This is a genomic window from Roseicitreum antarcticum (assembly GCF_014681765.1).
Taxonomy (GTDB): domain Bacteria; phylum Pseudomonadota; class Alphaproteobacteria; order Rhodobacterales; family Rhodobacteraceae; genus Roseicitreum; species Roseicitreum antarcticum.
In genome coordinates this window covers 81547-103727 of record NZ_CP061501.1, presented here as the reverse complement: position 1 = coordinate 103727, position 22181 = coordinate 81547, and the positions used below count along the sequence as shown (strand labels likewise).

Annotated in this window: 21 protein-coding genes and 6 pseudogenes; 5 read left to right on the top strand and 22 right to left on the bottom strand. The window is 58.7% G+C overall.

Features of this window, described 5'->3' with window-relative positions; translation table 11 throughout:
- Nucleotides 1-102: 102 nt before the first annotated feature.
- A pseudogene (locus tag H9529_RS20980) lies at nucleotides 103-315 on the bottom strand (hypothetical protein); the annotation flags it as partial.
- 150 nt (nucleotides 316-465) lie between these two features.
- Nucleotides 466-657: pseudogene (locus H9529_RS20975) on the bottom strand (IS6 family transposase); the annotation flags it as partial.
- Between the two features lie 385 nt (nucleotides 658-1042).
- Between H9529_RS20975 and H9529_RS18445 the strand changes: the two are divergent.
- Complete coding sequence (locus H9529_RS18445) at nucleotides 1043-1420, top strand: VOC family protein (RefSeq protein WP_143033553.1); 378 nt, start codon at nucleotides 1043-1045, stop codon at nucleotides 1418-1420.
- A gap of 211 nt (nucleotides 1421-1631) precedes the next feature.
- Here the strand turns inward: H9529_RS18445 and H9529_RS18440 are convergent.
- Both H9529_RS18440 and H9529_RS18435 read right to left on the bottom strand, forming a co-directional pair.
- A pseudogene (locus H9529_RS18440) lies at nucleotides 1632-1911 on the bottom strand (DDE-type integrase/transposase/recombinase); the annotation flags it as partial.
- Nucleotides 1912-2100: 189 nt separating this feature from the next.
- On the bottom strand, nucleotides 2101-2682 hold the full coding sequence (locus H9529_RS18435; RefSeq protein WP_143033552.1) for a hypothetical protein: 582 nt from the start codon (nucleotides 2680-2682) through the stop codon (nucleotides 2101-2103).
- Nucleotides 2683-2749: 67 nt separating this feature from the next.
- Between H9529_RS18435 and H9529_RS18430 the strand changes: the two genes are divergently transcribed.
- On the top strand, nucleotides 2750-3208 hold the full coding sequence (locus H9529_RS18430; protein ID WP_176847319.1) for a MarR family winged helix-turn-helix transcriptional regulator: 459 nt from the start codon (nucleotides 2750-2752) through the stop codon (nucleotides 3206-3208).
- 50 nt (nucleotides 3209-3258) lie between these two features.
- Here the strand turns inward: H9529_RS18430 and H9529_RS18425 are convergent, their stop codons facing one another.
- The 4 genes from H9529_RS18425 to H9529_RS18410 form a co-directional block, all read right to left on the bottom strand.
- The gene (locus H9529_RS18425) at nucleotides 3259-3687 is read right to left on the bottom strand and encodes a c-type cytochrome (protein WP_092892352.1); all 429 of its coding nucleotides are present in this window, start codon (nucleotides 3685-3687) and stop codon (nucleotides 3259-3261) included.
- A 392-nt stretch (nucleotides 3688-4079) separates the two neighbouring features.
- Nucleotides 4080-5456 carry an IS1182 family transposase gene (locus tag H9529_RS18420; RefSeq protein ID WP_092892350.1) on the bottom strand — a complete coding sequence of 459 codons (1377 nt, stop codon included), beginning with the start codon at nucleotides 5454-5456 and terminating at the stop codon, nucleotides 4080-4082.
- A gap of 121 nt (nucleotides 5457-5577) precedes the next feature.
- Entirely contained in the window at nucleotides 5578-6711 is a 1134-nt protein-coding gene (locus H9529_RS18415; RefSeq protein WP_092892348.1) for an MFS transporter, read from the bottom strand.
- Entirely contained in the window at nucleotides 6708-7232 is a 525-nt protein-coding gene (locus tag H9529_RS18410) for a TetR/AcrR family transcriptional regulator (RefSeq protein WP_092892346.1), read from the bottom strand. The genes H9529_RS18415 and H9529_RS18410 overlap by 4 nt, the downstream gene beginning before the upstream one ends.
- Nucleotides 7233-7627: 395 nt before the next feature.
- On the opposite strand from H9529_RS18410, the gene H9529_RS18405 reads away from it, so the two are divergent.
- A complete protein-coding gene (locus H9529_RS18405) occupies nucleotides 7628-8227 on the top strand; it encodes a recombinase family protein (protein ID WP_092892344.1) in 600 nt (199 codons plus the stop codon).
- A gap of 118 nt (nucleotides 8228-8345) precedes the next feature.
- Here H9529_RS18405 and H9529_RS18400 read toward each other — a convergent pair whose 3' ends face one another.
- Both H9529_RS18400 and H9529_RS18395 read right to left on the bottom strand, forming a co-directional pair.
- Nucleotides 8346-8957 (bottom strand): LysE family translocator, encoded by a 612-nt coding sequence (locus H9529_RS18400; RefSeq protein WP_092892342.1) that lies wholly within the window; start codon nucleotides 8955-8957, stop codon nucleotides 8346-8348.
- Between the two features lie 35 nt (nucleotides 8958-8992).
- Nucleotides 8993-10019 (bottom strand): annotated as a pseudogene (locus H9529_RS18395) (IS256 family transposase); the annotation flags it as partial.
- 65 nt (nucleotides 10020-10084) lie between these two features.
- Between H9529_RS18395 and H9529_RS18390 the strand changes: the two are divergent.
- A protein-coding gene (locus H9529_RS18390) for an IS3 family transposase (protein ID WP_092892340.1) occupies nucleotides 10085-11214 on the top strand; the annotation gives its coding sequence in 2 pieces (ribosomal slippage) (nucleotides 10085-10331 and nucleotides 10331-11214; 1131 coding nt in all).
- Here the strand turns inward: H9529_RS18390 and H9529_RS20970 are convergent.
- Nucleotides 11186-11530, bottom strand: a pseudogene (locus H9529_RS20970) (hypothetical protein); the annotation flags it as partial. The gene H9529_RS18390 and the pseudogene H9529_RS20970 overlap by 29 nt on opposite strands.
- 352 nt (nucleotides 11531-11882) lie before the next feature.
- Here H9529_RS20970 and H9529_RS18385 point away from each other — a divergent pair.
- Nucleotides 11883-12176 carry a hypothetical protein gene (locus H9529_RS18385; RefSeq protein ID WP_092892338.1) on the top strand — a complete coding sequence of 98 codons (294 nt, stop codon included), beginning with the start codon at nucleotides 11883-11885 and terminating at the stop codon, nucleotides 12174-12176.
- Between the two features lie 28 nt (nucleotides 12177-12204).
- Here the strand turns inward: H9529_RS18385 and H9529_RS18380 are convergent, their stop codons facing one another.
- The 11 genes and pseudogenes from H9529_RS18380 to H9529_RS18330 form a co-directional block, all read right to left on the bottom strand.
- Complete coding sequence (locus tag H9529_RS18380; RefSeq protein WP_223814416.1) at nucleotides 12205-12621, bottom strand: hypothetical protein; 417 nt, start codon at nucleotides 12619-12621, stop codon at nucleotides 12205-12207.
- The gene (locus H9529_RS18375) at nucleotides 12614-12883 is read right to left on the bottom strand and encodes a type II toxin-antitoxin system prevent-host-death family antitoxin (protein ID WP_092892364.1); all 270 of its coding nucleotides are present in this window, start codon (nucleotides 12881-12883) and stop codon (nucleotides 12614-12616) included. Before H9529_RS18375 ends, H9529_RS18380 begins: the two co-directional genes overlap by 8 nt.
- Nucleotides 12884-13032: 149 nt before the next feature.
- Nucleotides 13033-14026 (bottom strand): annotated as a pseudogene (locus tag H9529_RS18370) (ParB/RepB/Spo0J family partition protein); the annotation flags it as partial.
- A gap of 195 nt (nucleotides 14027-14221) precedes the next feature.
- Nucleotides 14222-15433: a plasmid replication protein RepC gene (gene repC, locus H9529_RS18365; protein WP_092892334.1), complete on the bottom strand. Its 1212-nt coding sequence runs from the start codon at nucleotides 15431-15433 to the stop codon at nucleotides 14222-14224.
- Nucleotides 15434-15614: 181 nt separating this feature from the next.
- Nucleotides 15615-16613: a plasmid partitioning protein RepB gene (gene repB, locus H9529_RS18360; protein ID WP_092892332.1), complete on the bottom strand. Its 999-nt coding sequence runs from the start codon at nucleotides 16611-16613 to the stop codon at nucleotides 15615-15617.
- A complete protein-coding gene (repA, locus tag H9529_RS18355) occupies nucleotides 16613-17797 on the bottom strand; it encodes a plasmid partitioning protein RepA (RefSeq protein ID WP_092892330.1) in 1185 nt (394 codons plus the stop codon). Before repA ends, repB begins: the two co-directional genes overlap by 1 nt.
- A 174-nt stretch (nucleotides 17798-17971) precedes the next feature.
- Nucleotides 17972-19135: an ATP-binding protein gene (locus tag H9529_RS18350; protein ID WP_092892328.1), complete on the bottom strand. Its 1164-nt coding sequence runs from the start codon at nucleotides 19133-19135 to the stop codon at nucleotides 17972-17974.
- Between the two features lie 47 nt (nucleotides 19136-19182).
- Nucleotides 19183-20067 (bottom strand): recombinase family protein, encoded by an 885-nt coding sequence (locus H9529_RS18345; protein WP_092892327.1) that lies wholly within the window; start codon nucleotides 20065-20067, stop codon nucleotides 19183-19185.
- Between the two features lie 118 nt (nucleotides 20068-20185).
- Nucleotides 20186-20818: a DUF6441 family protein gene (locus H9529_RS18340; protein WP_092893004.1), complete on the bottom strand. Its 633-nt coding sequence runs from the start codon at nucleotides 20816-20818 to the stop codon at nucleotides 20186-20188.
- Between the two features lie 87 nt (nucleotides 20819-20905).
- On the bottom strand, nucleotides 20906-21127 hold the full coding sequence (locus H9529_RS18335; protein WP_223814414.1) for a head-tail joining protein: 222 nt from the start codon (nucleotides 21125-21127) through the stop codon (nucleotides 20906-20908).
- Between the two features lie 10 nt (nucleotides 21128-21137).
- Nucleotides 21138-22160 carry a major capsid protein gene (locus H9529_RS18330; RefSeq protein ID WP_092893000.1) on the bottom strand — a complete coding sequence of 341 codons (1023 nt, stop codon included), beginning with the start codon at nucleotides 22158-22160 and terminating at the stop codon, nucleotides 21138-21140.
- Between the last annotated feature and the right edge of the window lie 21 nt (nucleotides 22161-22181).

Genomic DNA, 22181 nt, shown 5'->3' with positions numbered 1-22181 from the left:
TAGATCGCCGACAGCTGCCAGCCGGACACCGCGGCATAGGCCCCCTGCGTCATCAACATCATGAACTGCAGAATCCTCATGCAGCCTGTCCGCGAGCCGTCCCGCACCTTCATCATGCGTCATTGGCGCCGGATCACCGGACAGTCGCCGCAGCGCGTGGCTGTCGCAGCAGGACAGGTCAAGCGCGACCTCGATCCATTTCCAGCCTTCAACCGCAGTCGTCTCAGTATCAGCCTCAGCCTGGATTTTATCCGTCATCAGCCGATCGAGCAGGGCAGGGTCCTCCAGCCAGCCACCATCATCGCCCTTAAAGAGATGGGACTGTTGCATTAAGTTGTGAAGCTACGAAAGTTAGCATGACAACGGTTCAAGCGGCGCAATTTATTGAGGAAGCAATCGAGTCTAGCACAATATATGGGCCTGTTGACACCTCGAACAGCCGGGGAATTGGTTAATGCAACAGTCCCGTCTCGACAGTTCCGGCCCAAACTTTTGCACCCATCGAAAGACCGTCGAGCGATCAACATCCAGACCGCGCTCCGCCATTAAGTCCGTCACATCTTGGTAGGACAGTGGGTACCGCAGATACATCCGAACTGCACACAGGATGATCTCCGCGGGAAACCGGTGGCGCTTGAACGGCTGTTTGCTAGACATGTAGAAATCCTTTCATCAATAACTTCACGACAAGCTGTCCGTTAATGCAACAGTCCCATATTTAACACATATTTAACACTAGAGAGCAGGGTAGATTTCCAGCTTCAGACGGGACTGTTGACTTGAAGCGCACATAGTTTTACTTCGCTGCGTTGATTTCAGGCAGCCAGGCCAAAGAGGTGCGATGGAGGCTGATGGCATGAGGAGGAGTCTGCCCGAAAACCGCGAAACCGCCCCTCCGGCGGGCCTGAAACGGCTAAAGACACCACCAGAACGGCGACCCCCGACCAAAAAGGCGATCAAACCACCATCGCGGCGCAGCCGAGCGCGTTGATCAGACGTTCCTAAAATGTAAATATTGCATCAATTTTTATTAGGGTATCCTATGAATACTAATTCAGATCATGCATTGAATAACAACATGCGTTCAGGGTTCGCTCTGATCCTGCATTCCGAACACCCAGAAAGCTGCGCGGCCTTCTACAGCTTCATTGGCTTCTCGTTTATGCCTGAGCAACACGGCGACGGCCCACTGCATTTTGCGGCGCAAGACGGGAATTTCCTGCTGGAGATTTATCCGGGCGTCTCGCGTGCCCAAGGTGACGCAATATTCGCTATCGCAGTTGCCGATATTGCTAAATGCGCTGAGCTGGCGGAGGCGACAGGCCACAAAATAAAATCCCCACCGACCATTCAGGGAGGGGTAAAGCGAATGATCTTTTATGATCCGGATGGGCGCAGCGTCATGGTCTATCAAATATAGTACAAGCGTCTGGCGTGCCCCACTGAAGTGGTCCATCAAGAATGTGCCGACCGAAATTTGCGACATGAGGCCGGGACCGGCGCGCCGGCGTTCGATCAGGTGCGACGGTAACGGGGCCTGGAGCCCAATGCTTCTTCGATACCACGGCCTGATCCCTTCAATCGGGACTGTTGACTTGAAGCGCACATAGTTTTACTTCGCTGCGTTGATTTCAGGCAGCCAGGCCAAAGAGCTCGTGGACGAAGCTGATCTCGCCTCGGACGCCTGGCTGCTTTGGTTGTATGCTTGATTGTTCTGATTGCTTCCATCCCCAGCAGTGTCGCCTTAGCACATCGCAAAGATCGGAAGCTCTGGCGGTATCCGAGCAGCCTCTTCAGAGCGGCATGGTCGCTTTCCACACGGTTGTTTAGATACTTGCGGTCGACATGGGTGATATAGTCAAAGTGTGGATCGTAGCGATGGTTGATCTCGCGAATTACCTTTCGGTAGGTGGGGGGGATCAGCGACATTCAGGCATGCCACAGCATGAAAGAAACCTTCGCAGGTGCAGCATCGTGCTCGGCCCTTAGCGGCCCATAACTGCTCCTCAAGCCCAGGCGCATCAATCTCCGAAGCGGTCATTCATGTGCGACGCAGCGACATGCGACACGTTGGGGCGGTTGCCACGACCGGCTGATGCATTACCGACGTGCTCTGGATACTGCGGATTGTATCTTTCCCGCCGCGCCTGCCATGAGGGATAGAAGCAAGCTGAACATTGCGGTCGTAAGCAAGGCAAATTTTACCGCTGCCGCAGTGGAATACGCCAGAGCAAGCGGCTGCGGGATAGTGTGAGAGCTTGCAAGCATCATGAAGGACAGCAGGTTTTCCAACGCATCGAACGCGGCACCGGACACACCCAGAAATGCCGCAGCCAGCCCCAAGTTCCAGCCCCAGACGCCCAACCGATTGATCCGCCCGCCGAACCGAGCCGCCAGCGTTCCAAAGAGCACGGCCACAATCATCACAGCCGCGATGAAGCCGAAGTCGATGAACTGGGTCTGCCAGTAGACCTGCAGGGTCCCGGCCTCGATCATATGGGCGTAGTAGCCCTCGATCAGCCGGGCATCGAAAGCCAGTTGGCCTGTCGCATAGTCGACCGGATGGCCCGACGCCGCATAGCTGGTGTCGAGGCGGCCCTTGACCCATTGGAATCCGCCGAAAGCCAGAGCCGCTGCCGCCAGATGCGTGATCGGCGACAACCGAAAAATTGCTGAAAACACGTGATTCTCCAGTTTGCATTCCATGGAATGTTTATTATATTCTACGGAATGTAAGGCAAGAGGAAATATGCAGCAGCCCCCACTTTCTGCCCGGTTCGGCCAACAGTTGGGTGTGGTCAGCACGCTTTACCGCGGGTTGATCGAGCGTCTCCTTGCTCCACATGATGTGACCTGGGCCCAGTTCACGCTGCTGTTGCACCTCGCACGAAGGGGCGGGCCGAGCCGAATTTCCGAAATCGCGGTCGCAATTGAGTTGACTCAGCCTGCGGTGACCAAAGTGGTCCAGAAATTCGTAAACCAGCGTTTGGTGGAAGTCCGGCGCGACGACGCTGACGCCCGCAACAGGCTGGTCCGGATCACGGCAGAGGGGATGGCCCGCCTGGAGGCGATGCAACGGTCATTCGGGCCGGTGTTCGTCGACCTGCTGCAAGGGTGGGAAGAGCTGGATCTGGAGCGTCTGATCGCCGATCTGACGCGACTGTCCGAAAAGCTGACCGCTCTGAATGACGCAGAGCGCAAGCGGTGAAATGCGAAGTAACTTGCCCCAGATGCACTTCGCGGTGAACCCTAAGCGCATCAGTTATCCCGAGGTCGCCAGCCGCCGCCCGCTTGCTGAAATGTCATGACATAGGTCACAAGGTGCCAGATCTCGTCTTCGGTCAGCACACCGTCCCACGCGGGCATGCCTTCGCCCACACCGAAAGTTATGCGCATCGCCAACACCGACGCAGGTCGGTTCAGGTCGGAAAATGCCGGCATTGATTGCCCCGCAATCACCATACCGCCAGCGGCATGCTCCGAAGGTATCCCGTGGCAGATCGCACAATTCGCTGCGAAAAGTTCAACGCCCCTTGCGACGGCTTCTTTGGTTGCCGCTACCGGGTTTGCCTTTAGCAGAAAGGACGCTCGTCTCACGGTCGCCTCGCCAAAGAACGCGACGCCGATTGCAATGGCAAGGACCACAAACAGGCCCGAAAAACCGCGCGTCCTTCGACTGATGACCATACTCGTTACACCTTCTCGGAAACGCTGGCAGGAACTGTGACCATATTACCATAACATAGCATAAACGGTTCGAACTAAGAATAAAAGGCCGCTGAATGCGGCGATGGCGAGACTCCGCATTTGTTCCGGTGTCAGACTTCTCAAGACTTTCACGACAGGCTGCTTCCCGCCCCGCACGTCGGTGATGCTGCGACCGCGAACGGTCTTTGCGCAGATGCTGTAAACGGCAGCAGGGTCCCGCAAGGTGGACCTTAGAGATGCGCCAAAAACGGTGGTTTTTGGAGCTGCTGTGCAAACGCAGCGAAAGTCAGCAGTGAGCCGATTCTGTGGAAAAACTCCTGTTTGCGAGCGCAGAAATAGCTGTTTCAAGTCCGGCGCAAGCGCCTTTCTGATCAGGCCTTTCGCGATTGCTGCGGTGCGGGAAAAATCTTTGCCAGTTTCCGGAGGTTCTGGGCGGTTGCGGCGAGGAGGAATTCGTCAGATGGGCCGCGTAATCGGAGCCTGCCGAGGCCCAGGATGCGTTTGAGGTGGGCGAAGAGCATCTCGACTTTCTTACGCAGCTTCATTGAGATCACGTATTGGTCGGTCTTCGCAATGTCGCGGGCGATCTGCCGAGCGTCTTCGTGTTCCTCGCGGGTGATCGACCGGAAGTCTATGTTCGGGCAGCACTGTGCCTTCGAGGGGCAGGCTTGGCAGGTATGCTTCAGACACCGGTATTTGGCGACGCCCTTGCCGGTCGGCCCGCGGTTAGGATCGGAATAGTTCCGGCGGAATTGCTTCAGCTCGTGCCCCTCAGGGCAAATGTATTGGTTGTTCTCGGCATCCCACTCGAAGTCTGCGCGGGTCCAGGTCCCGTCGCTGCGCCCAGACTTGTCGAAGACCGGGATGTGCGGCGCGATCTTGCGGTCGACCAGCCAGCCCAGCATCGGCGCCGTGCCATAGGCCGTGTCCGCGATCAGGCGCTCGGGATGGAGGTCGAACCTGGCCTTCACGCGATCGAGCATGGTCTTGGTCGCACCGACCTCAGCCTGCCGGATCGACCGTGTCGCCTCGACATCCACGATGACGCCATGATCTGTATCGATCAGGTAATTGTCGGAATAGCTGAAGAAAGCCGGGCCCTTGCGTGCCGCAGTCCACTGGCTCGCCGGGTCGGAGTGCGAGGTGAACTTGGGCTGGACCTCGCTGGCGGCCCCGAACGCGGCCTCATCCAGTGTGTCGAGATACTCGCGAACGGCCCTCGGTGCATCAGCGGGATCGACCTGCGCCGGGTCCCATTCTTCCTTCGGCGTCGAGTTCTGCTTGTTGGCATCGGCTTCGATCAGACTGGCATCGATAGCCATCCTTTGCCCGCTGACCAAGCCTTCCTCGATGCAGCGCGCGACGGTCGTCTCGAACAGATGCCGCAGAAGTTCGCTGTCGCGGAAGCGCCCGTGCCGGTTCTTCGAGAACGTGGAATGGTCCGGGACCCGGTCGCTCAAGTCCAGCCAACAAAACCACTGGTACGCGAGGTTCAGATGGACCTCTTCACACAGCCGACGCTCGGACCGGATACCAAAGCAATAGCCGACCAAAAGCATGCGGATCAGCAATTCGGGATCTACGGACGGGCGGCCCGTGTGGCTGTAGAAATCCGCAAGGTGGGCGCGGATGCTGCTCAGGTCGACGAACCGGTCGATGGATCGAAGCAGGTGATCCTGGGGGACGTGTTCCTCCAGGGAGAACTCATAGAACATCGCCGGTTGCGCTTCCTGCCGTGGTCCCATCATCGCCAATCCTCCCACCTAATGTCGGAATTGAATCAGCCAGACGCCATCGGATCAAGCACGAGTTTTTCAACGAAATACGCCCTTCTACGACCTCCGACAAGTGTATGGTCTTGCCCGGATGCTATGCAGGCACGCCATTGATCTGGCCCCTCGCACGAAAGAACCCGGCGAGGAGTGCGATGCCACCAAAGCAAGCCACCGCCAGCCCCGGCCCAAAACCCGCCATCATAAATCCAAAGACAGGCGCGCCGGTGGTCTGTCCCACGGCGATGGTCAGGAACCCGACCATCAGCCCGGTCGCAGGGCGGTCCGGCAAGGCGTTGATGCCCCAGATCAGGTAGACTCCCGTCAGCATCACGTAGGCCGCGCCGAAGATGGCACCTGCGATCAGCACGGAAACGGGGCCGAGACCAAAGCCCACCGCTAGGATGCTGGCTGCCATCAGGCTGAGGAAAGCCCAGTGAACACGGTCCAGACCCCATCGGCCCACAAGTGTGCCAGCAAAGGCCCCCGCAAGTCCGCCTGACCCGATGCAGGTCCAGAGGAGACCGGTTCCGGTTGGTCCCCAATCCAGTTGTCTTGAGACGAGCTGGCCGCCGAAGGACCAGACCGCGGTGCTCGCCATCCCCATCAGGAAACACGCAGAGATCAAGCGCATGACCGGCCCGGTCATCGGTGGCAAGCCGCCTGCGCGGTTGGCGCCGGAAGAGGCGGGAAGCGTGACCACAGTCACAATCGACAGCATGAAAGCGATGGCGGCGAAGGTTCCGAAGGCCAGCCGCCATTGCCCGGTCATGGCGAAGGCAATCGGCCCCGACAGCGCCACGCCCGCGCTCACTCCGGCATTGATCACGGTGTTCGTCAGGTTTTGGTGGTCCGCACGCACCGCAGCCGCCACTGCCGCAGCCATGGGGGGAGAAGCGAGGCCCGTGCTCGATCCTGCGACCACCACAGCGATGGCAAGGAATAGCGGCGATGGTGCTAGGGCGATCCCCGCCATGCCGATGGCCGCGACGAGGGCCGCCCCGGCGGCGGCGGCGCGCGCGCCGATCCGCTCGGTTAGGACGGCCGAGGCGACGATGGCGACGCAATATCCCGCGAAGGAACCGCCCGAGATCACGCCGCTTAGCGACGCACCGAGGCTTAACTCGCCGTCTATTTGCGGCAGGAAGAGGCCGAAGGCAAAGCGGGCAAAGCCGTAGCAAACCGCGATAAGGGCGAAGCCGACAATCCCGATACGAAGGGCCGGGCTCACGGTCGTGCCCTGAACATCAGGACGGACGCCGCCGCCCGTGCGGCGGACACCGCATCGGCCCCGCGATAGACCGCAGCTTGGGTCGCACCCTCGAAAAGGACCAGAACCTGCTCGGCCAGCGCGGGATTCTCATGTCCCAGATCCGCCGCTACGACCTCGCCCACCCGATGATGAAAGCCCGCTTTATGCGCGGCAACCGCCGCGGCGATCTCGGGCGTGTCGCCACCAGTCTCCGCCTGTGACCGCAAGAACAGACAGCCGCGCGTGCCCTCGACCCGGACCCAATCCTCGAGCGCGGCAAAGAACGCGTCGACGGTCCGCACTTCAAGCCGGGCCATGAAACGCCGGTCTCGTTCCTTCAGAACGCGCGCCATGAGTTGCGACTTGCTCCCCGCGTGCTTGTAGAGCGTCCGGCTCGACATCCCCGCCGCTTCGGTCAGTCGGTCCATGCCGGTGGCCATGTAGCCGTGACGGTCAAAGAGCCGCTCGGCGGCGGCGGTGAGCCTGGTGATCATGTCCATGGTATGCATCCTTCGGTGTCGATTAACACCAATGTAAAACGTTCGTTTTACATTGCAACCCAATAGACAGCGAATGTCCGTTTGGTCCGCATAGCTGACACTCGACAGGCGTTCCAAAACCCTCCTTTTTGGCACGGCTTGAAAACGGTACATTTTCCGCCGCCACAAACTCCGTTCAAAACCTGAGCAGTTGTTGCACGTTTCTGACAGCAGGTGTCCGCAAGGGGATCGCTCACTGGACGGTCAGTCATCATGACCGGCGCTCAACGTTCTATGGAAAAACGGTGTCTCACTTAGCTAGTCCGATAATAGTATCAATGAGGGGGCCTTTTGCGTTACACGGACGCTGAGGCTGGAGATCGTTCCGGCGTTTTTCAGCTCGGGGGGAACATCTTATGACTGAAACCCGTATCGGATATGCCCGCTGTTCGACCGACAAGCAGGACCTTGCGGCACAACGCGCCGCCCTCCTCGCCCTCAATGTGGCGGAGGATCGTATTTACACCGACCACGGCCTGACCGGCACAAACCGGGAGCGGCCGGGTCTTGCGCAGGCCATGGCGGCGGTGCGCGAAGGTGACACGCTGGTTGTCCCGAAGCTCGACCGGTTGGCACGATCCGTCCCCGATGCCCGCGCCATCGCAGACGAGTTGGCGCAGCGCGGTGTCAAACTCGCTCTTGGGGCCAGTGTTCATGATCCGACCGATCCGATGGGAAAGATGTTTTTCAACATCCTTGCCACCTTCGCAGAGTTTGAGGCGGACCTGATCCGGATGCGCACGAAAGAGGGTATGGCTATCGCTCGTGCCAAGGGAAAGCTGAAGGGCAAGAAGCCCAAGCTGTCGGATCGCCGCCAGGCAGAGCTACGCCGTATGTATGACACCGGCGATTACTCGATCAGCGACTTAGCAGAACTGTTCGATGTTTCCCGGCCAACGGTCTATCGCGTCCTGCAGCGAACACCGAGCGCGGAAGCACCTTCAGCTGCGGTATAGCCGCCACTCGCTGCACGGCGAATGAACTGACCCAACGCGGGACAAAACGAGCTTTCGCTGCGATTATTCCAACGACCGCTCTTGAGATTTACATCACCAAAAAGATCAGCCTTCTTAGCTAACGTGATGCAATAACGATCGCAGCGCCCCCAAGCGACGTTGCACCAACGCGATTTGCGATTTTGATTGCGCGTGGGGTTTTCAACATCTTTCGAGCATGGTGGGCAAGCGCGACCCACGCGATATCAATGCCAGCCAGAACAATGACGGTAACAGATGCCACGACGGCCCAGAGTGACATTGATGCGTTAGATAGATCTATGAGTGTCGGTAGAAGGGCGAGGTAGAAAACCATGATCTTTGGATTTCCTAACGTAAGAGCCATTCCTGCTGCAAACATGGACCAACCTGAGCGCCCTTCTGGAAGCGTTTCTTCTTCGGTTGTGACAGGTTCATGCCACATCTTCCACGCAAGGTACGCCAGATAGGCGACCCCGCAGTATTTTAGCATCAAGAAAGCGATATGAAATGTCTCCGCCAACGCGGACAGACCGGCCACTGCAACGGTCAACCAGATAACTTCACCAAGCCACATTGCAGCAACGAAAGGTGCAATGTCACGCCAACCATTTGAGATGACACGTGAGACCAGCGCAGCAATACTGGGTCCGGGTGTGCCAGCATTGATTAGAAGCGCAAACGCAAAAAGAAAAAGGGCAACAGGTTCCATATCGAGAGATATGGGCAAAAGTTGGTGACGCTTGATCAGGCGGCATTATGAAGTTGGCGGATTCCGTCGCGGAACTCAATCCCTTGGATGATCTCGGGCAGGCGGTTTTGGCCATCGAGTTTGCGCCATTTCTTGTGCGCTGACATCATCAGCTTGAAGGCCATGGCCAGGCCAGTCTTACGACTGAGGCATCCCTTGGTGCGTTTGGTTCGGTGGCGCACGGTGGCAAAGGTGCTTTCGATCGGGTTGGACGTCCGGATGTGCTTCCAGTGTTCCGCCGGGTAGTCGTAGAAGGTCAGCAGCGCGTCCCGGTCCTTGACCAATTTGGCGACCGCCTTGTCCCATTTCACGCCATAGGTTGCGACGAAGAAGTCGAAAGCGGCGTTCGCCTTGGCTTTTGTCTCAGCCTGCCAGATGTCGTGCAGATGGCCTTTGGCCTTGGCCTGGATGGATTTCGGCATCGCATTCAGCACATTCATGGTCTTGTGAACCCAGCACCTTTGTTCACGCGTCGTAGCAAAGACCTCGCGCAGCGCCGACCAAAACCCCAGGGCACCGTCGCCGACGGCAAGTTTGGGATCCTGTTTCAGTCCTCGCCGCTTGAGATCGAGCAGCACCTCGCGCCAGCTTTGCGTGCTTTCACGGAATCCATCAGTCATGGCCAGCAGTTCCTTGCGACCGTATTCATCGGCGCCTACGATCACCAGAACGCACTGTTTTTCCTCAGCCATTCGCGGTTTGAAATAAACGCCATCCGCCCAGATGTAGAGAAATCGCCGCGAGCCAAGATCGCGCTTCTGCCACGCCTCATAGTCCTGCCACCAATCGGCCTTCAGCCGCGAGACGGTCTTTGCGGACAGGCCTTTTGGCATTCGGACCCAACAACGCCTCCAGCGCCTCGGTGAAATCACCCGTGGATACGCCCTTGAGGTAAAGCCACGGCAACAGCTCCTCAATGGACTTCGCCTTGCGCAGATACCGCGGCAAGATGCTGGGCGTAAAGGTGACCTTGTCCTCGCCAGCGCTCCGATCCCGCACGCGCGGCACTTTCACGGCCACCGGACTGGTCTTGCCCCGTTTCAGTTCCGGTCTCTTTCGAGCAATATTTGCTATGAAGGAGATATCGAATGGCAAAGAAATACACAGACGAGTTCCGGCGTGATGCAGTGCGGATGGCGACGACCAGCGGCTTGACGCGCCCACAGCTTTCGTCGGATTTGGGGGTTGGCGTCTCGACGCTGAACAAATGGGTTCAGCAACATCAGCACGAGGATTTGATGTCTGGTCCGCATGAAGACGTTGAGAAGGAGAACACCCGTCTTCGCAAAGAAGTCCGACTTCTGCGCGAGGAGAGGGAAGTGTTAAAAAAGGCGGCAATCTTCTTTGCGGGCCAAAGTCGGTGAGGTTTGCCTTCATCGATGCCTGGAAAGAAGATTGGCCGGTCGCGTTTCTCTGCCGTATTATGCAGGTTACATCTCGTGGGTTTCGTGCGTGGCGAGTCCGCCCAATGAGCCAACGGCAGCGAGATGATATGGTTCTTCTCGCCCATATTCGCGAGCAGCATCGGCTTAGCCTGCAAAGCTACGGGCGACCAAGGATGACTGAAGAACTACAAGAACTGGGGTTGAGCGTGGGTCACAGGCGTGTGGGCCGTTTGATGCGCGAGAACGACATCAAGGTCATCAGGACCCAGAAATACAAGGCCACAACGGATAGCGATCACACGTTCAATATCGCGCCCAACCTGCTGGATCAGGACTTCACTGCGGATGGACCGAACCAGAAATGGGCTGGTGACATAAGCTACATCTGGACGAGCGAAGGCTGGCTATACCTGGCCGTCATCCTCGACCTCTACTCTCGCCGCGTCATTGGCTGGGCTGTCAGCAATCGCATGAAGCGGGACCTGGCGATCCGAGCGCTGGACATGGCTGTGGCGCTACGGCAACCGCCTGAAGGCTGCATTCACCATACGGATCGTGGGGCGCAATATTGTTCCAATGAATATCAGCGGCGTCTGTCAAAGCACGGCTTCAAAGTCTCGATGAGCGGCAAGGGTAATTGTTACGACAATTCGATGGTTGAGACGTTCTTCAAATCCATCAAGGCTGAGCTGATTTGGCGCAACCGTTGGGACACACGCCGTCAGGCAGAAGGCGCGATCTTCCAGTATATCAACGGGTTCTATAATCCACGGCGTAGGCATTCATCGTTGGGCGGTAAAAGCTCCTTGGCATTCGAGCGAAAGGCCGCATAAATGCGTTGAGAGACCGGAACGTAAGCGTGACAAGACCAGTCCCTCGTGCGACCGCAAGAGTGGCCAAGGGAAAGCGCTCGATCGGCGCGAAGGTCGACACGGTGGTCCAACCGAGATGGATGAACGTCCCGCCATGTCCGCAGATCACATGCGCGTCCGGCAATGTCGCCGCCTGCCTGAGATAGCCGAGATCGCGCAACACAGTCTCGCGTTCGAGCCGCCGCGCCAGCTCGGTCTTGCCGGTTCGGCGCAATTCCTTGTGCCGCCACCAGGAGGCAGCGGTCGCGCGCAACACGCGCAAGACACCTGTTTGCATGGGAATGCCCTTCGTCAAGAAAGACAGACCGGAATCCGGCCCGGACCCATTTGAGGGACCCCAAAGGCCCTCATCCGTCAGTCACAAAACCCGAAGGACACTTTCACTCTTTAGGGGTCTGATGCCGGAGAGTGTTAAATGCGAAGCTCATGAGAACGTAGGATCCTGCACTTTCCGGCATCAAACCCCAATGAGGAACAGGATCAGGCCCGGACACCCTCTTTCGGGCACCCTCAGGCCTGACCCTCCCCGGCCCTCCTCTTCCTCTCGAACCCCATGTTCTCCGCAGGCGGCTTGCTTTTGTTCCTGTTATGTTCTATCCTGAGAGCCAAGCTACGAAGGGAGACCCCCGATGGAAAGCACCACTTATGCCCTGCCCGCGACGCCAAAGCAGATCGCCTATGCGCGCGCGCTGTCACTGCGCAATCAGACGCTTCTGCCGTGGGAGGTTCAGCAAGATCGGCGCTCCTTGAGCGCCTGGATCGACGCACAGGCCAAGCTGAACCCGGGCTCGCAGGACAGCCGCCCGACATCAAAGCAGGTCGCCTTTGCCGAGCGTCTCGCCCGCATCAAACGCCGCGCCGTGCCGGATGAGTGTTTCCGCGACAAGGGGCTGATGTCGAAGTGGATCGACGGGAACAAGTGAAGCTGGGCAGACCCTGCGGTGATCGAGACTACTTCAGGCGATCGACAACGGATGCCCCGCCCGACCTGGCAAGCGCGATCAGGCTGGATTGGATCTTGGATGTGAAGACTGAACTGAACGTGCCGATGGGCGTGCGGTCCTCCCAGACATAGGACCGTTCCAAAATATCGGTGTTGATCTCGTCCAGCATGACCCATTTGCGGACATGGGTTTCTAACCCCACGCGCTGCGACTCGATCTGTGGCACCTCGATAAATTTGCGCGAGGGCAAGGGCGGCTGCGTCGTGATCGGCAGGATGAACACCACGGTTTCGTTATCGGACTTGGCGACAGTGACGGCGATACAGACAGGCCGCATCTTGCGGCCCTCAGTCTCGCCCGCCATCTGTTCGCGTTTCCACAGGAACGGATAGCGGAAAACCTCTCCAGCACTCGGCTTAGTCATCCGCCTTCGTCAAGTCCCGCTCGAGCCCTTCTATCATCAGCGCCTTGAGATCCTCTGGCATCTCGTCGATCATGTAAGCCTGCTGCGTGGCCCCCCGCGCGAGCTGCTGATACTGGTGCATGCTCATCAGCACGAATTTCGGCTTGCGATGCTTGGTGATCGCGATCGGCGACCGAATGGCCGCGTCAAACAGGTCACTTGTGTGCCGCGTCAGGTCGGCCGCCTTGAACTCTGGAAGCTCTTGCATGATCTGGGTCTCCATTTGTGCAGAATATACATACATTCTGGATATTCTGCAAGAGATGGGTTGAGCCCTTCCATGTGTCATCCGAACCGCCGCCCCCCTGCGGTGAAGGTGTATTCATTGGCGGTGATGCCGTCCTCAACGGACTCATCCGATGTGAGGTGGTCGTAGCCGCGATAGACTGCAAGCGCGCCGTAGCGGTCGAGTGTGATGAACGCCCCTGCCCGCCCGATCTCTGTCCGATCGAAGATCAACGGCTGGGTTTCGAACTTTTCCATCTCCGCTTCTAACACGCCAAGCCGCGTGTCGATCTCGTCGGGGATTTCTTCCTGTCCTGCGTATTCCTCTTCCAGCGCCCGATACTCGGCGAGCAGTTTCGTATGAGCCGCACCTTCGTCATCCGTCATCTCCCTGGAAGAGGTCATGCAGCATCGTGCCGCCAGCCGCTTCATAAGCATCAATACCCACAAAGACCGCGCGCCGGTCGGACACCCGGACCGAGGTCTCGGTCAGAATGCGCCGGATCTGGAATGGCTCCTTGTTCCAGGATGTGCTGATCACATCCTAGACCTGAACCTGGCACGCGTGATCGGGGTTCACGGTGAAGGCCATGAGCTGCTCCAGCGTGATGCCATCTTCCGCATAGACAGCAATCAGGGCAGGGGCGACGGAGGCAAGTTTCAGGCGCTGCTTCACGATCTGCGGCGTGATGAAGAAGGCGGCAGCAATCTCAGTATCGCTCTGACCCTTGTCGCGCAGTGACACAAACGCGCGGAACTGATCAAGCGGGTGCAAGGCGATGCGCTGCGTGCTTTCTGCAAGTGAATCGTCCTTGGCGAGGATCGCGGACCCCGCATCCCGCACGATGCAATGAATGCGCGCGGTCTTCGCCAAACGCTTCTGCTTCACCAGCAGTGACAATGCTTCGAAGCGCCGACCACCGGCAGGGATTTCAAATTTGCCAGTCTCAGTGCCGTCATCGTCCAGCACCGGCCGCACGCTCAGGCTCTGCAGTAAGCCACGGCGTGCGATGTCTTCGGCCAACTCATCAACGGACACGCCAGCCTTGATGCGCCGTACATTGGACTGGCTCAGCACAAGCTTGTCGAAAGGGATATCCTGGGAAGGCGATAGGGTGATTTTCTGGATAGCTTTCGGCATCAGATTTTCTCCACGACGGGCCTCGGAAGCCACTCTCCCGATCTCACTTCCCGTCACCCTCAAACCCCAAACCTTTCACTCTCAAGCTGGTGGTGAGCAAACATGGCTGAGTGCGTAAAACTAAGTCAAAGAGTTCACAGCTGTGAACATTTCGTTCTACGGCTCCTATTTGGTGAAAGTTCACAGCTGTGAACATCAGGCCGCACTCCTCCTCCCGATCAGCGCCATGACCATAGGCCCGCAGGAAAACTCACCAGCTGCTGCTTTGGCTGTGAGCGCACGCAGGTAACCACCGGGTGATCTGATGTCAGCAAATCGCTGCAGCATTGCTACAACTACGATGGATGCTTGTTCAGGCCCCATGCAACGCTGTGCCTCTTCCCAGGCTGATGCGCTGATCCCCATTGCCGGGCGGACATGGCAGGCGGCGTCATAGAGTTGATGCCAATGCCGGATCGGACCGTCATAGAAGGTCGCGAGAGATGGACAGCTTGCGATAACGAGATGAAGTGGGATCTTTGGTGCACGTCTGGTGTCTGGCTCTTCAATGCTTTCCTCTGGCGCTGGACTTTCGTCTTCTTGTGCGACGTTAGCCGTCTTGGCTGTTCCCAAGCCAGGTTCAAGATCCATAGATTCTTCATTTGAATTATGATGGTGACGCTCAAAACGGGCATCATTGGTGACCATTTCTTCTGTTTCAGGACCATCAATGACGTTCCGTGCCTGGTCAAGCAGCGCTTCTAGTTGGCGTCGGAACTGCGTTAAATCCTCCAGCGGCAGCTTGCGGCGGAGAGCGCGGGCCGTCAAAACGGCCGTATCTCGCAGTTGATCCCAAAGGCCCAAGCCAGGCTGTATTTCTTCACCGAACTCGGCCAGGGCAGCGATGTCGCGCCGCATGAGGCTAACGACCTCACGCAAGCGCCTGACACGGTTCTCTGCCTCGCGCACAGCCTCTGCTGCCCGTGCGATCTCCTCAGAACGACGGTAGAGCAGAGTAAGGTCGAAACCGAAGGCCACGCGCTCTTCGCCGTGTTTGCGGACATAGCGCTTCCCGTTCGGGCTGTCGCGGCGGACGAGCAGGCCCGCATCGACCAACCGGGCGAGGTGGCGCCGCATCGTTGAACAGGCCATGCCATTCAGGCGCTCACAGATCGCTTTATTGGACGGGAATACGACCATCTCTGCGTTCCCGCCGAGCGCGTCATGGGGAAAGAAGCTCAGAAGGCCCTGAAGGACTGTCAGATCGCGCTCTGTGACGCCGAAGGCTGCCTGAGACTTGGAAAGCTCTCGCAGAAGCTCCCATTTGTTGACCGTCTTACCCGAGACGGGCGTGTCGGGTTCTTCGATCACTCTCAAATGGGCATGCGAGATAGGCCGCATAAACGGCGAAAGTGGTGTGTATTCCATGAATTATTTCACGAAGGCATAAAAAACCGTTCCGCGAATCACATAAGACTTGCGGTTTTTGCGCTGGCCCATTACCTTGAAAATGCTAAGATCAACGTCTGGGTCTCGTGGAGCGCAAGCTTTGCGGGACCTTTTCTCTAGCCTGTTCCGTGCCTCCTTTTCATTGATGCTTTTCCTCTCTTCACGTCTCGCGCTTCCAGCGCGCGTGAAGTTCTTGAAGGACGTCCTGTGCCTGGCTTTCTAGCCAGTCGGCAAAGGCACCGTCCACATCCGTTAGGTCCAGACGGACCCCTCTGGCTGACTTCTTGATCGTGCCGGCACGGGCACCGTCGATCACAAGCTCAGTCTCTTTTGGCCGTGGTTTTAAACCACTGGCTGGACTGGCCTTCTTCTTGAGATGACGCGATACCGCCTCGAAAGCCGCTACCGAAGGATCAGGGCGAAGTTCGTCATCCTCGTCGGATTCCTCTCCAGATGGCGCCCTGTTACGAGCTTCAAGAGCGACCTCACAGAGGTGTCTTTGATCAAAATGTCCCTGCGCGAGCTCCTTAGCGAGAGCCTCCCAACGCGGGCGACCAATACCATATGCGGGCCCAATTGCTTGGGTCATTTCGGAACCGATTGCCTTGGCGACCGAGATTGCCATCGACACTGCCGAACGTGTCACATTCAAGACTTCGGCGATCTGCGCTTGCGTACCAAAGCTGCTGTCGAGCATTTCACGTGCGAAGAGGGCCCGCTCGATGTAGCTGAGGTCGCGCCGCGCCGTGTTTTCCGACACTTGCGCACGCAGAGCGGCGCTGTCGTCAAGGTTCGCGATGAGCGCCCTGACCTTGCTAACCTTGTCTGATCTGCGGATGGCCTCCAACCTCCTGCGTCCATAGACAAGGAGGTAACGGTTGATCTCAGTTGGATGGCGCCGGACCAGTATTGGAACGGTCTGTCCGTTCTGTTCGATCGAGGTACGCAGATCGTGTATATCTGCTGGATCCAGCCTGTCTGCAAAACGTCCGTCTTCGATCTCGGCCGGGTCAAGCTCCCAGACATTATGGGCATCGACAGCATCTCGGGCAGAACGCAGAGCTCGATTACTGGACATCATACTGCCCGAGGCCGCAGGCGTTCCAGCGGTTGCGAGACCGTCCAGCATGGACATTCGCTTCTTCTTACTGTCCGTCATCAACGCCCCCAAGTCTTTTGAATGAGTTGCGAGATTTCATCGTTCACTGCGTTCAGGCTTTCGATGGCCCGATCATATGTTGTCCGCGTAAAGGCGCTGCGCTCGACTTCGTAAAGCGTCTGCTTGGTTAGCCCTGCATCGGAGACCGCCGTAGATTTCAGCATAGGCGCATTCAACACCTTGTCGCCGTACATTGTGCGCAGAAAGGCAACGATGCGGTTCTGAGGTGCGTCTGTTGGCTCGTAGCGGGTCAAAAGATACCGCATCCAGTCGTGGGACATATCGGCGCCGCTGTCGGCAATTACGTCAATCAGGTCGGCCGTCATTCGCAGGAACTGGCTCATCGACATAACGTCAAGCATTTCGGGATGGATCGTGACCAACACACCGGTCGCTGCCGAAAGGGCCGACATAGTCAGAAAGCCGAGTTGCGGTGGACAGTCAATGACGACAACGTCGTAGTCGTCATTGACCTGAGCCAAGGCTTCTTTCACACGAAAGAAAAAGAGGCCGGCATTGCCCTTGGCCAAAGCCCGTGGCGTGTCATGTTCGAACTCCATCAGTTCGAGGTTGCCCGGGATCAGATCGAGATTGGGGATATATGTCTTGCGTATGACATCGGCGATGGGCACAGGATCTTCGTAGCGGATTGCGTCGTAGAGCGTGCCGCCATCCAGCAGGTCGAACTCTGGCTGAACGCCATGCAGCGCGGTGAGCGAGGCCTGTGGGTCGAGGTCGATCGCGAGAACGCGATATCCTTTGAGGGCCAGACGCTGCGCCAGATGGGCCGAAGTTGTCGTCTTTCCCGAACCACCCTTGAAGTTCATCACGCCGATGATCTGTAGGTGATCGCCTGCGCGACGCCCGGGCAAATAGTCACCGGGCTTTCGGGCGGTCTTCTCCAACAGCACCCGGAGGTCTTGGATGTCCTTTGCGGAATAGTGCCGTCGGTTGCCCGAAGTCAACTCAGGCGACGGGCCCTTGCCATCGAGGTGGAGTTTTCGCAGGTAGGAGTCGTTGACCCCAAGCGAGGCCGCCGCCTCACCAGAGGTGAATTTGCGCATCGACTTGGTCGCATCAGGCGGAAAGAGGCTCTCACGCTGCGAATGCAGCTGAGCGGCCAGCAACTCGGAGTGCTGGCGGATGACCGCATTGAGATCTTCGTGTGTCTCGGCTCTGCTCATCTGCCCTCTTGCCCCCGCAGCGTGTTCACGGAATTCGGCGTTTAGTCGCCCTTTTCCGTGACTATTGCCGGAGGAGTCAGATTCGTGCAAGCACTTTCTATATTTAGTGGCTTGTCACTTGCGCCAACACAAGCAAGCTGAAAGTTCTAGTGGTAGCCACGCGCGTTTCGCGCGTCAAATATTTCGCAGCAGGGCAACCGCCGCATCCAGCGGCATCGCGCGTAAGCCATCCGCTGCAGGGACATCCCGTTCGCCAGCATAAACCAACAGCTTTCGGTCAGCTTTGATGTCTTCGACCGCAAGGTGGAAGCCGCGCGACACCTTTGGAGCGGTGGTACGCTTGATCTCGATCGCCCAAGTCTCGCCTTCGGGCAGGTGGAGGACTAGATCCAGTTCCGCCCCGACCGAGGTTCGGTAGAAGAAGGGTTCAGTGCCTGATGGCGCTGCGGCAATTAGGGTTTCGAGGCAGAACCCTTCCCAGCTGCCTCCAACCACCGGATGGCCAAGCAGGCTTTCCAGCGAACCGAGGCCGAGCAGGGCATGCACAAGGCCACTGTCCCGGACATAGACTTTGGGCGACTTGACTAGGCGCTTGCCGACATTCTCATGCCACGGGGCCAACCGCCGCACCAGCATGAGGTCAACGAGAAGATCAAGGTATCGCCCGATTGTCTGGCCAGACACACCCAAACCTTCGGCCAGGGCCGCGGCATTCAGTAAGCCGCCCTGAGCATGGGCAAGCATCGTCCAGAAGCGGCGTAGGGTGGTGGCTGGGATGCGCGGCCCGAGGGCAGGGATGTCACGCTCCAGATAGGTGCGAAGGAAATCCTCCCGCCAGCTCAGGCTGGCCCGGTCGCTGGCCGCCTGAAAGCTGTCGGGAAAGCCGCCACGCAGCCAGAGGTCGTTCAGCCGATCGCGGCCTACTTCATCCAACTGAAGGGGCCGCATTTCGATGTAACGGACGCGGCCGGCGAGGGACTCGGCCGACTGATGCAATAGCTCGTTGGTTGCGGAACCAAGGAGCAAGAACAGCCCGGTGCGGAAGCCCTTACGTCGTCGCATGTCGATCTGCCCGCGAAGACTCTTGAACAAGCCCGGCATTTGCTGAACCTCATCGAGGATCACCAGCATCCCGGCCTGCTCGTCTAGATAGAGATCGGGCTCGGCGAGGATCTGCCGGTCCGCGTCACGTTCAAGGTCGAGGTAGACGGACGGGCGCGAGTCTGCGAGTTCCAGAGCCAGCGTTGTCTTTCCAACCTGCCGGGGTCCTAAAAGGACAACTGCCGCCTGCTCTTCAAGGGCGGATAGCACAATTTGGTTGGTTATTCGCGGATACATACCTTGCAATTATTCCATTGTGTGGAAGATTTGCAAGGTTATTCCGCTCAATTCAGCAAACCCAGCTTTTCAGCGCGCTCCAGCAGCATCTTTACCGAAGACGGCTGCCAGTTGCTCCGACCTCGCGGCGTCCGTTCTCGCATGGCTTCCAACCGATCGCAGATAGCTTGTAAAGTGATGTCGGAGTCCGCGCCCTTGATGGCTGCTACGATGGCTGGCAGGCGGTCGTCGGTATCACGCCGACCGGCGCGAGCCAGCACCGTTTCAGACAAGAAACCGTCGCGAACATACGCGTTCACGGCGCGCAGCAGGCGCGCTTGCGTCCAGCGCTGCGCTTCTAGCAAAGGGGCATTCACTATCCGTAGTACGTCTTCCCAGGGCATGTCAGGTCGCAGGCGGCGGACATGGGGCACCCAATCCTGCGCGTTTTCGTTCAGTCGCTCCATGTAACCGTTAGCCCGTGCGAGCCTGACCTTGCGCAGCGCCGCCGGGTCGCGGGCGCGCAGGCCTGGGTTGCCGCCGACGCGGCCCGCGTTGCGTGCGCTCGCCAAACCCGCCTTGGTGCGCTCGCGGATCAGCGCCCGTTCGAACTCGGCCGCAGCACCCAGAACCTGCAGAGTGAACTTGCCTTGGGGACTGGCGGTGTCGATCGGGTCTTCCAGCGAGCGGAAAAAGGCCCCCTTGGCTTCCAGCCGCTCAATCACTTCAAGAAGATGCGACAGCGACCTTGCCAACCGGTCTATCCGCACGACGACCAGCGTGTCGCCCTTGGCGATGCGCTCCAGCACGCGGGCCAACACTGGTCGGGCGCGGTTTCCGCCCGAGGCCTGCTCCTCATGGATCTCGTTACAGCCCACAGATTTCAGGGCCTGCGACTGGGGCAGGGGGGTCTGATCCTCGGTGGATACACGGGCATAGCCGATCAGGGGCATCAAAACAGTCTTTTTCAGTTTCGTGTATCGCTACTAAACGACCGTTTGTTGAACTGCTTCCTCAAAACCAACATTGGTGCACTTGCAGCGAACTCACACTTTGTCCGCATTGCAGACGTCAGCCCAGTTGTCCCTCCACCCAGCTCGCCACGATCAGGCCCGGCACGCCGTCCACCGCGCGCTCTGCATCCCGCGCCAAATCGAGCCTTTTCCGCAGCTTGACCTGTGGTACCAGCAGGAAAATCAGCACGGTTGCCACGCCGCGTCCGGTTTTGGACTTTGACGCCACAGCCCGACCTTTGGAATTCAGCCGTCCCTCGGCCACCAGCAGGCTTGGGCCCCTCCGGCGGTAGATAAACCTTAGGCGCAGGCCAGTGCGGCGCTCCCATTCGCCGGGGGTGATCCGACCGCCTTTGCTGCTTTTGCCAGCGGCAGCAGTTGGGATCGCCAGCCAGAACCCATTCTTGGACCGGATCAGCGGGCCGGTGTCATGCGCTCCGATGATCACCGGGGCGTTGGACCAGACCAGCGCCGCTGCGTTCAGGCTGTCGCCAGTTTTGGGGAAGCTGGCCAGGCGGATGCTGTTGCCCAACCTCGTGCCCAACCCCGCGCCGGTGATCTGGCTGCGCCAAGCGGATTTGAGACCGGTGCCAGCCTCGCGCATGGCGGCCGACACCGCCTTTTCACCGGCGGCAATTTCTGCCTGCATTAAGGCGGCGATGTCGGGATTGATCTCGATCCTCAGCCTCATGTTGGCCGCAGGTCCAGCGTCCAGATCAGACGTTCGCGATCCCGCATGGGTTTCCCTGGATCGCAAAGCTGTCGGCCCCGATCACGATCAGATCGTTTGGGCGGGCCCCGGAAGGTCTGCGACGCGCACGTCCACCATCATGGTGTCGCTGACAAAGCGCGCCGCACCGAATTCGGTGATGTGGTCTGGCGCACGACGTATGACACGGATTGACGTTTCCTCTGACGTGGTTGCGGAAATCCACAAGGCTGCCACCGCCATGGACGGGTTGGCATAGATGCGGTCCATGGCGGTGGCAAAGACGTTCATGGCGGATCCGTCAGTTCGAGGTGTGAATGCGGATCGCGATGCGCGGCCGCTTGTTGACCGGCAGGATCGAGGCCTCCGTCATCAGATCGATCCAGCGGCCCTTCTCGTCGAGATGCTGGCGCGCATAGAGTGGCAGGCCCATTGTATTGGCCGCCTCCAGCAGGTTGGCTGGGCCGCCGAAGGTGGTGAAGGTGTCCATGGTGCCCAACGGGAAGGCGATACCCTCGCTGGCGGGCACCAGCCGTTCGGTGGCTTTGGTGGAAAGTGTCACCGTGCCCGAATACTCCTCGAACACGATGCCCGCGAAGGGGAAGTTGCGCCGCACATCCTGGCGCAAGGGCTGCGCGCCGGTCGCGGCGTAGAACTTGTACGCCTCTTCGGTCTTGGGATGCGCGATCAGCTTGTCGAAGAATTCCCGGCTGACGAGGGCATGCACGTCGTTCATGCTTTCGCCCAGCAGGTTGTCTTCCATGGCGCGCAGGACTTCGCGCACCTTGCCCTGAACATTGGTGCCAGCCGTGCCCAGCACGAAGTCCACCGAGATTTGCGCGAGACCAAACTCGGTGAAGTAGTTGTAGAGCGTCGTCCCAGCCCCGTCTTTGACGATGCCGCGCAGCGCGTTCATTTCCATGTATTCGCGGGTCTGGGCGTGCTTGCGCCGCATCAGCTGCAACTTGCGGTTCATCACCTCGACCAGCGGGTCGGCCCCGTCAAACACGCCCAGCGCCGGTTGGCCTTGGATATCACCGGGCAAGATCACATCATCATGCGGGATCCACGGCAGCGCGAAGGACCGCATCGAACGGCCTTCCCGCGTGCCGACGGTGGCGGGGCCGCCCAGCGGGACGGAGGGCAGCAAGTTCAGCACGCCCTCATATTGCTCGATGATCACCGAGCGCTGGCTGACGCCCTCGAAGCGAAACAGGCCGATCTGGCCAAGGCGGGTGTAGAGGTTGGGCAGGATATTGATGGCCTGCGTCATTTCGGCCAGCGAATAGCCGCCAGCGTCAAAGGGATTGCGGACAAGGGTCATGGGGTGCTCCGGGGAAAGAGG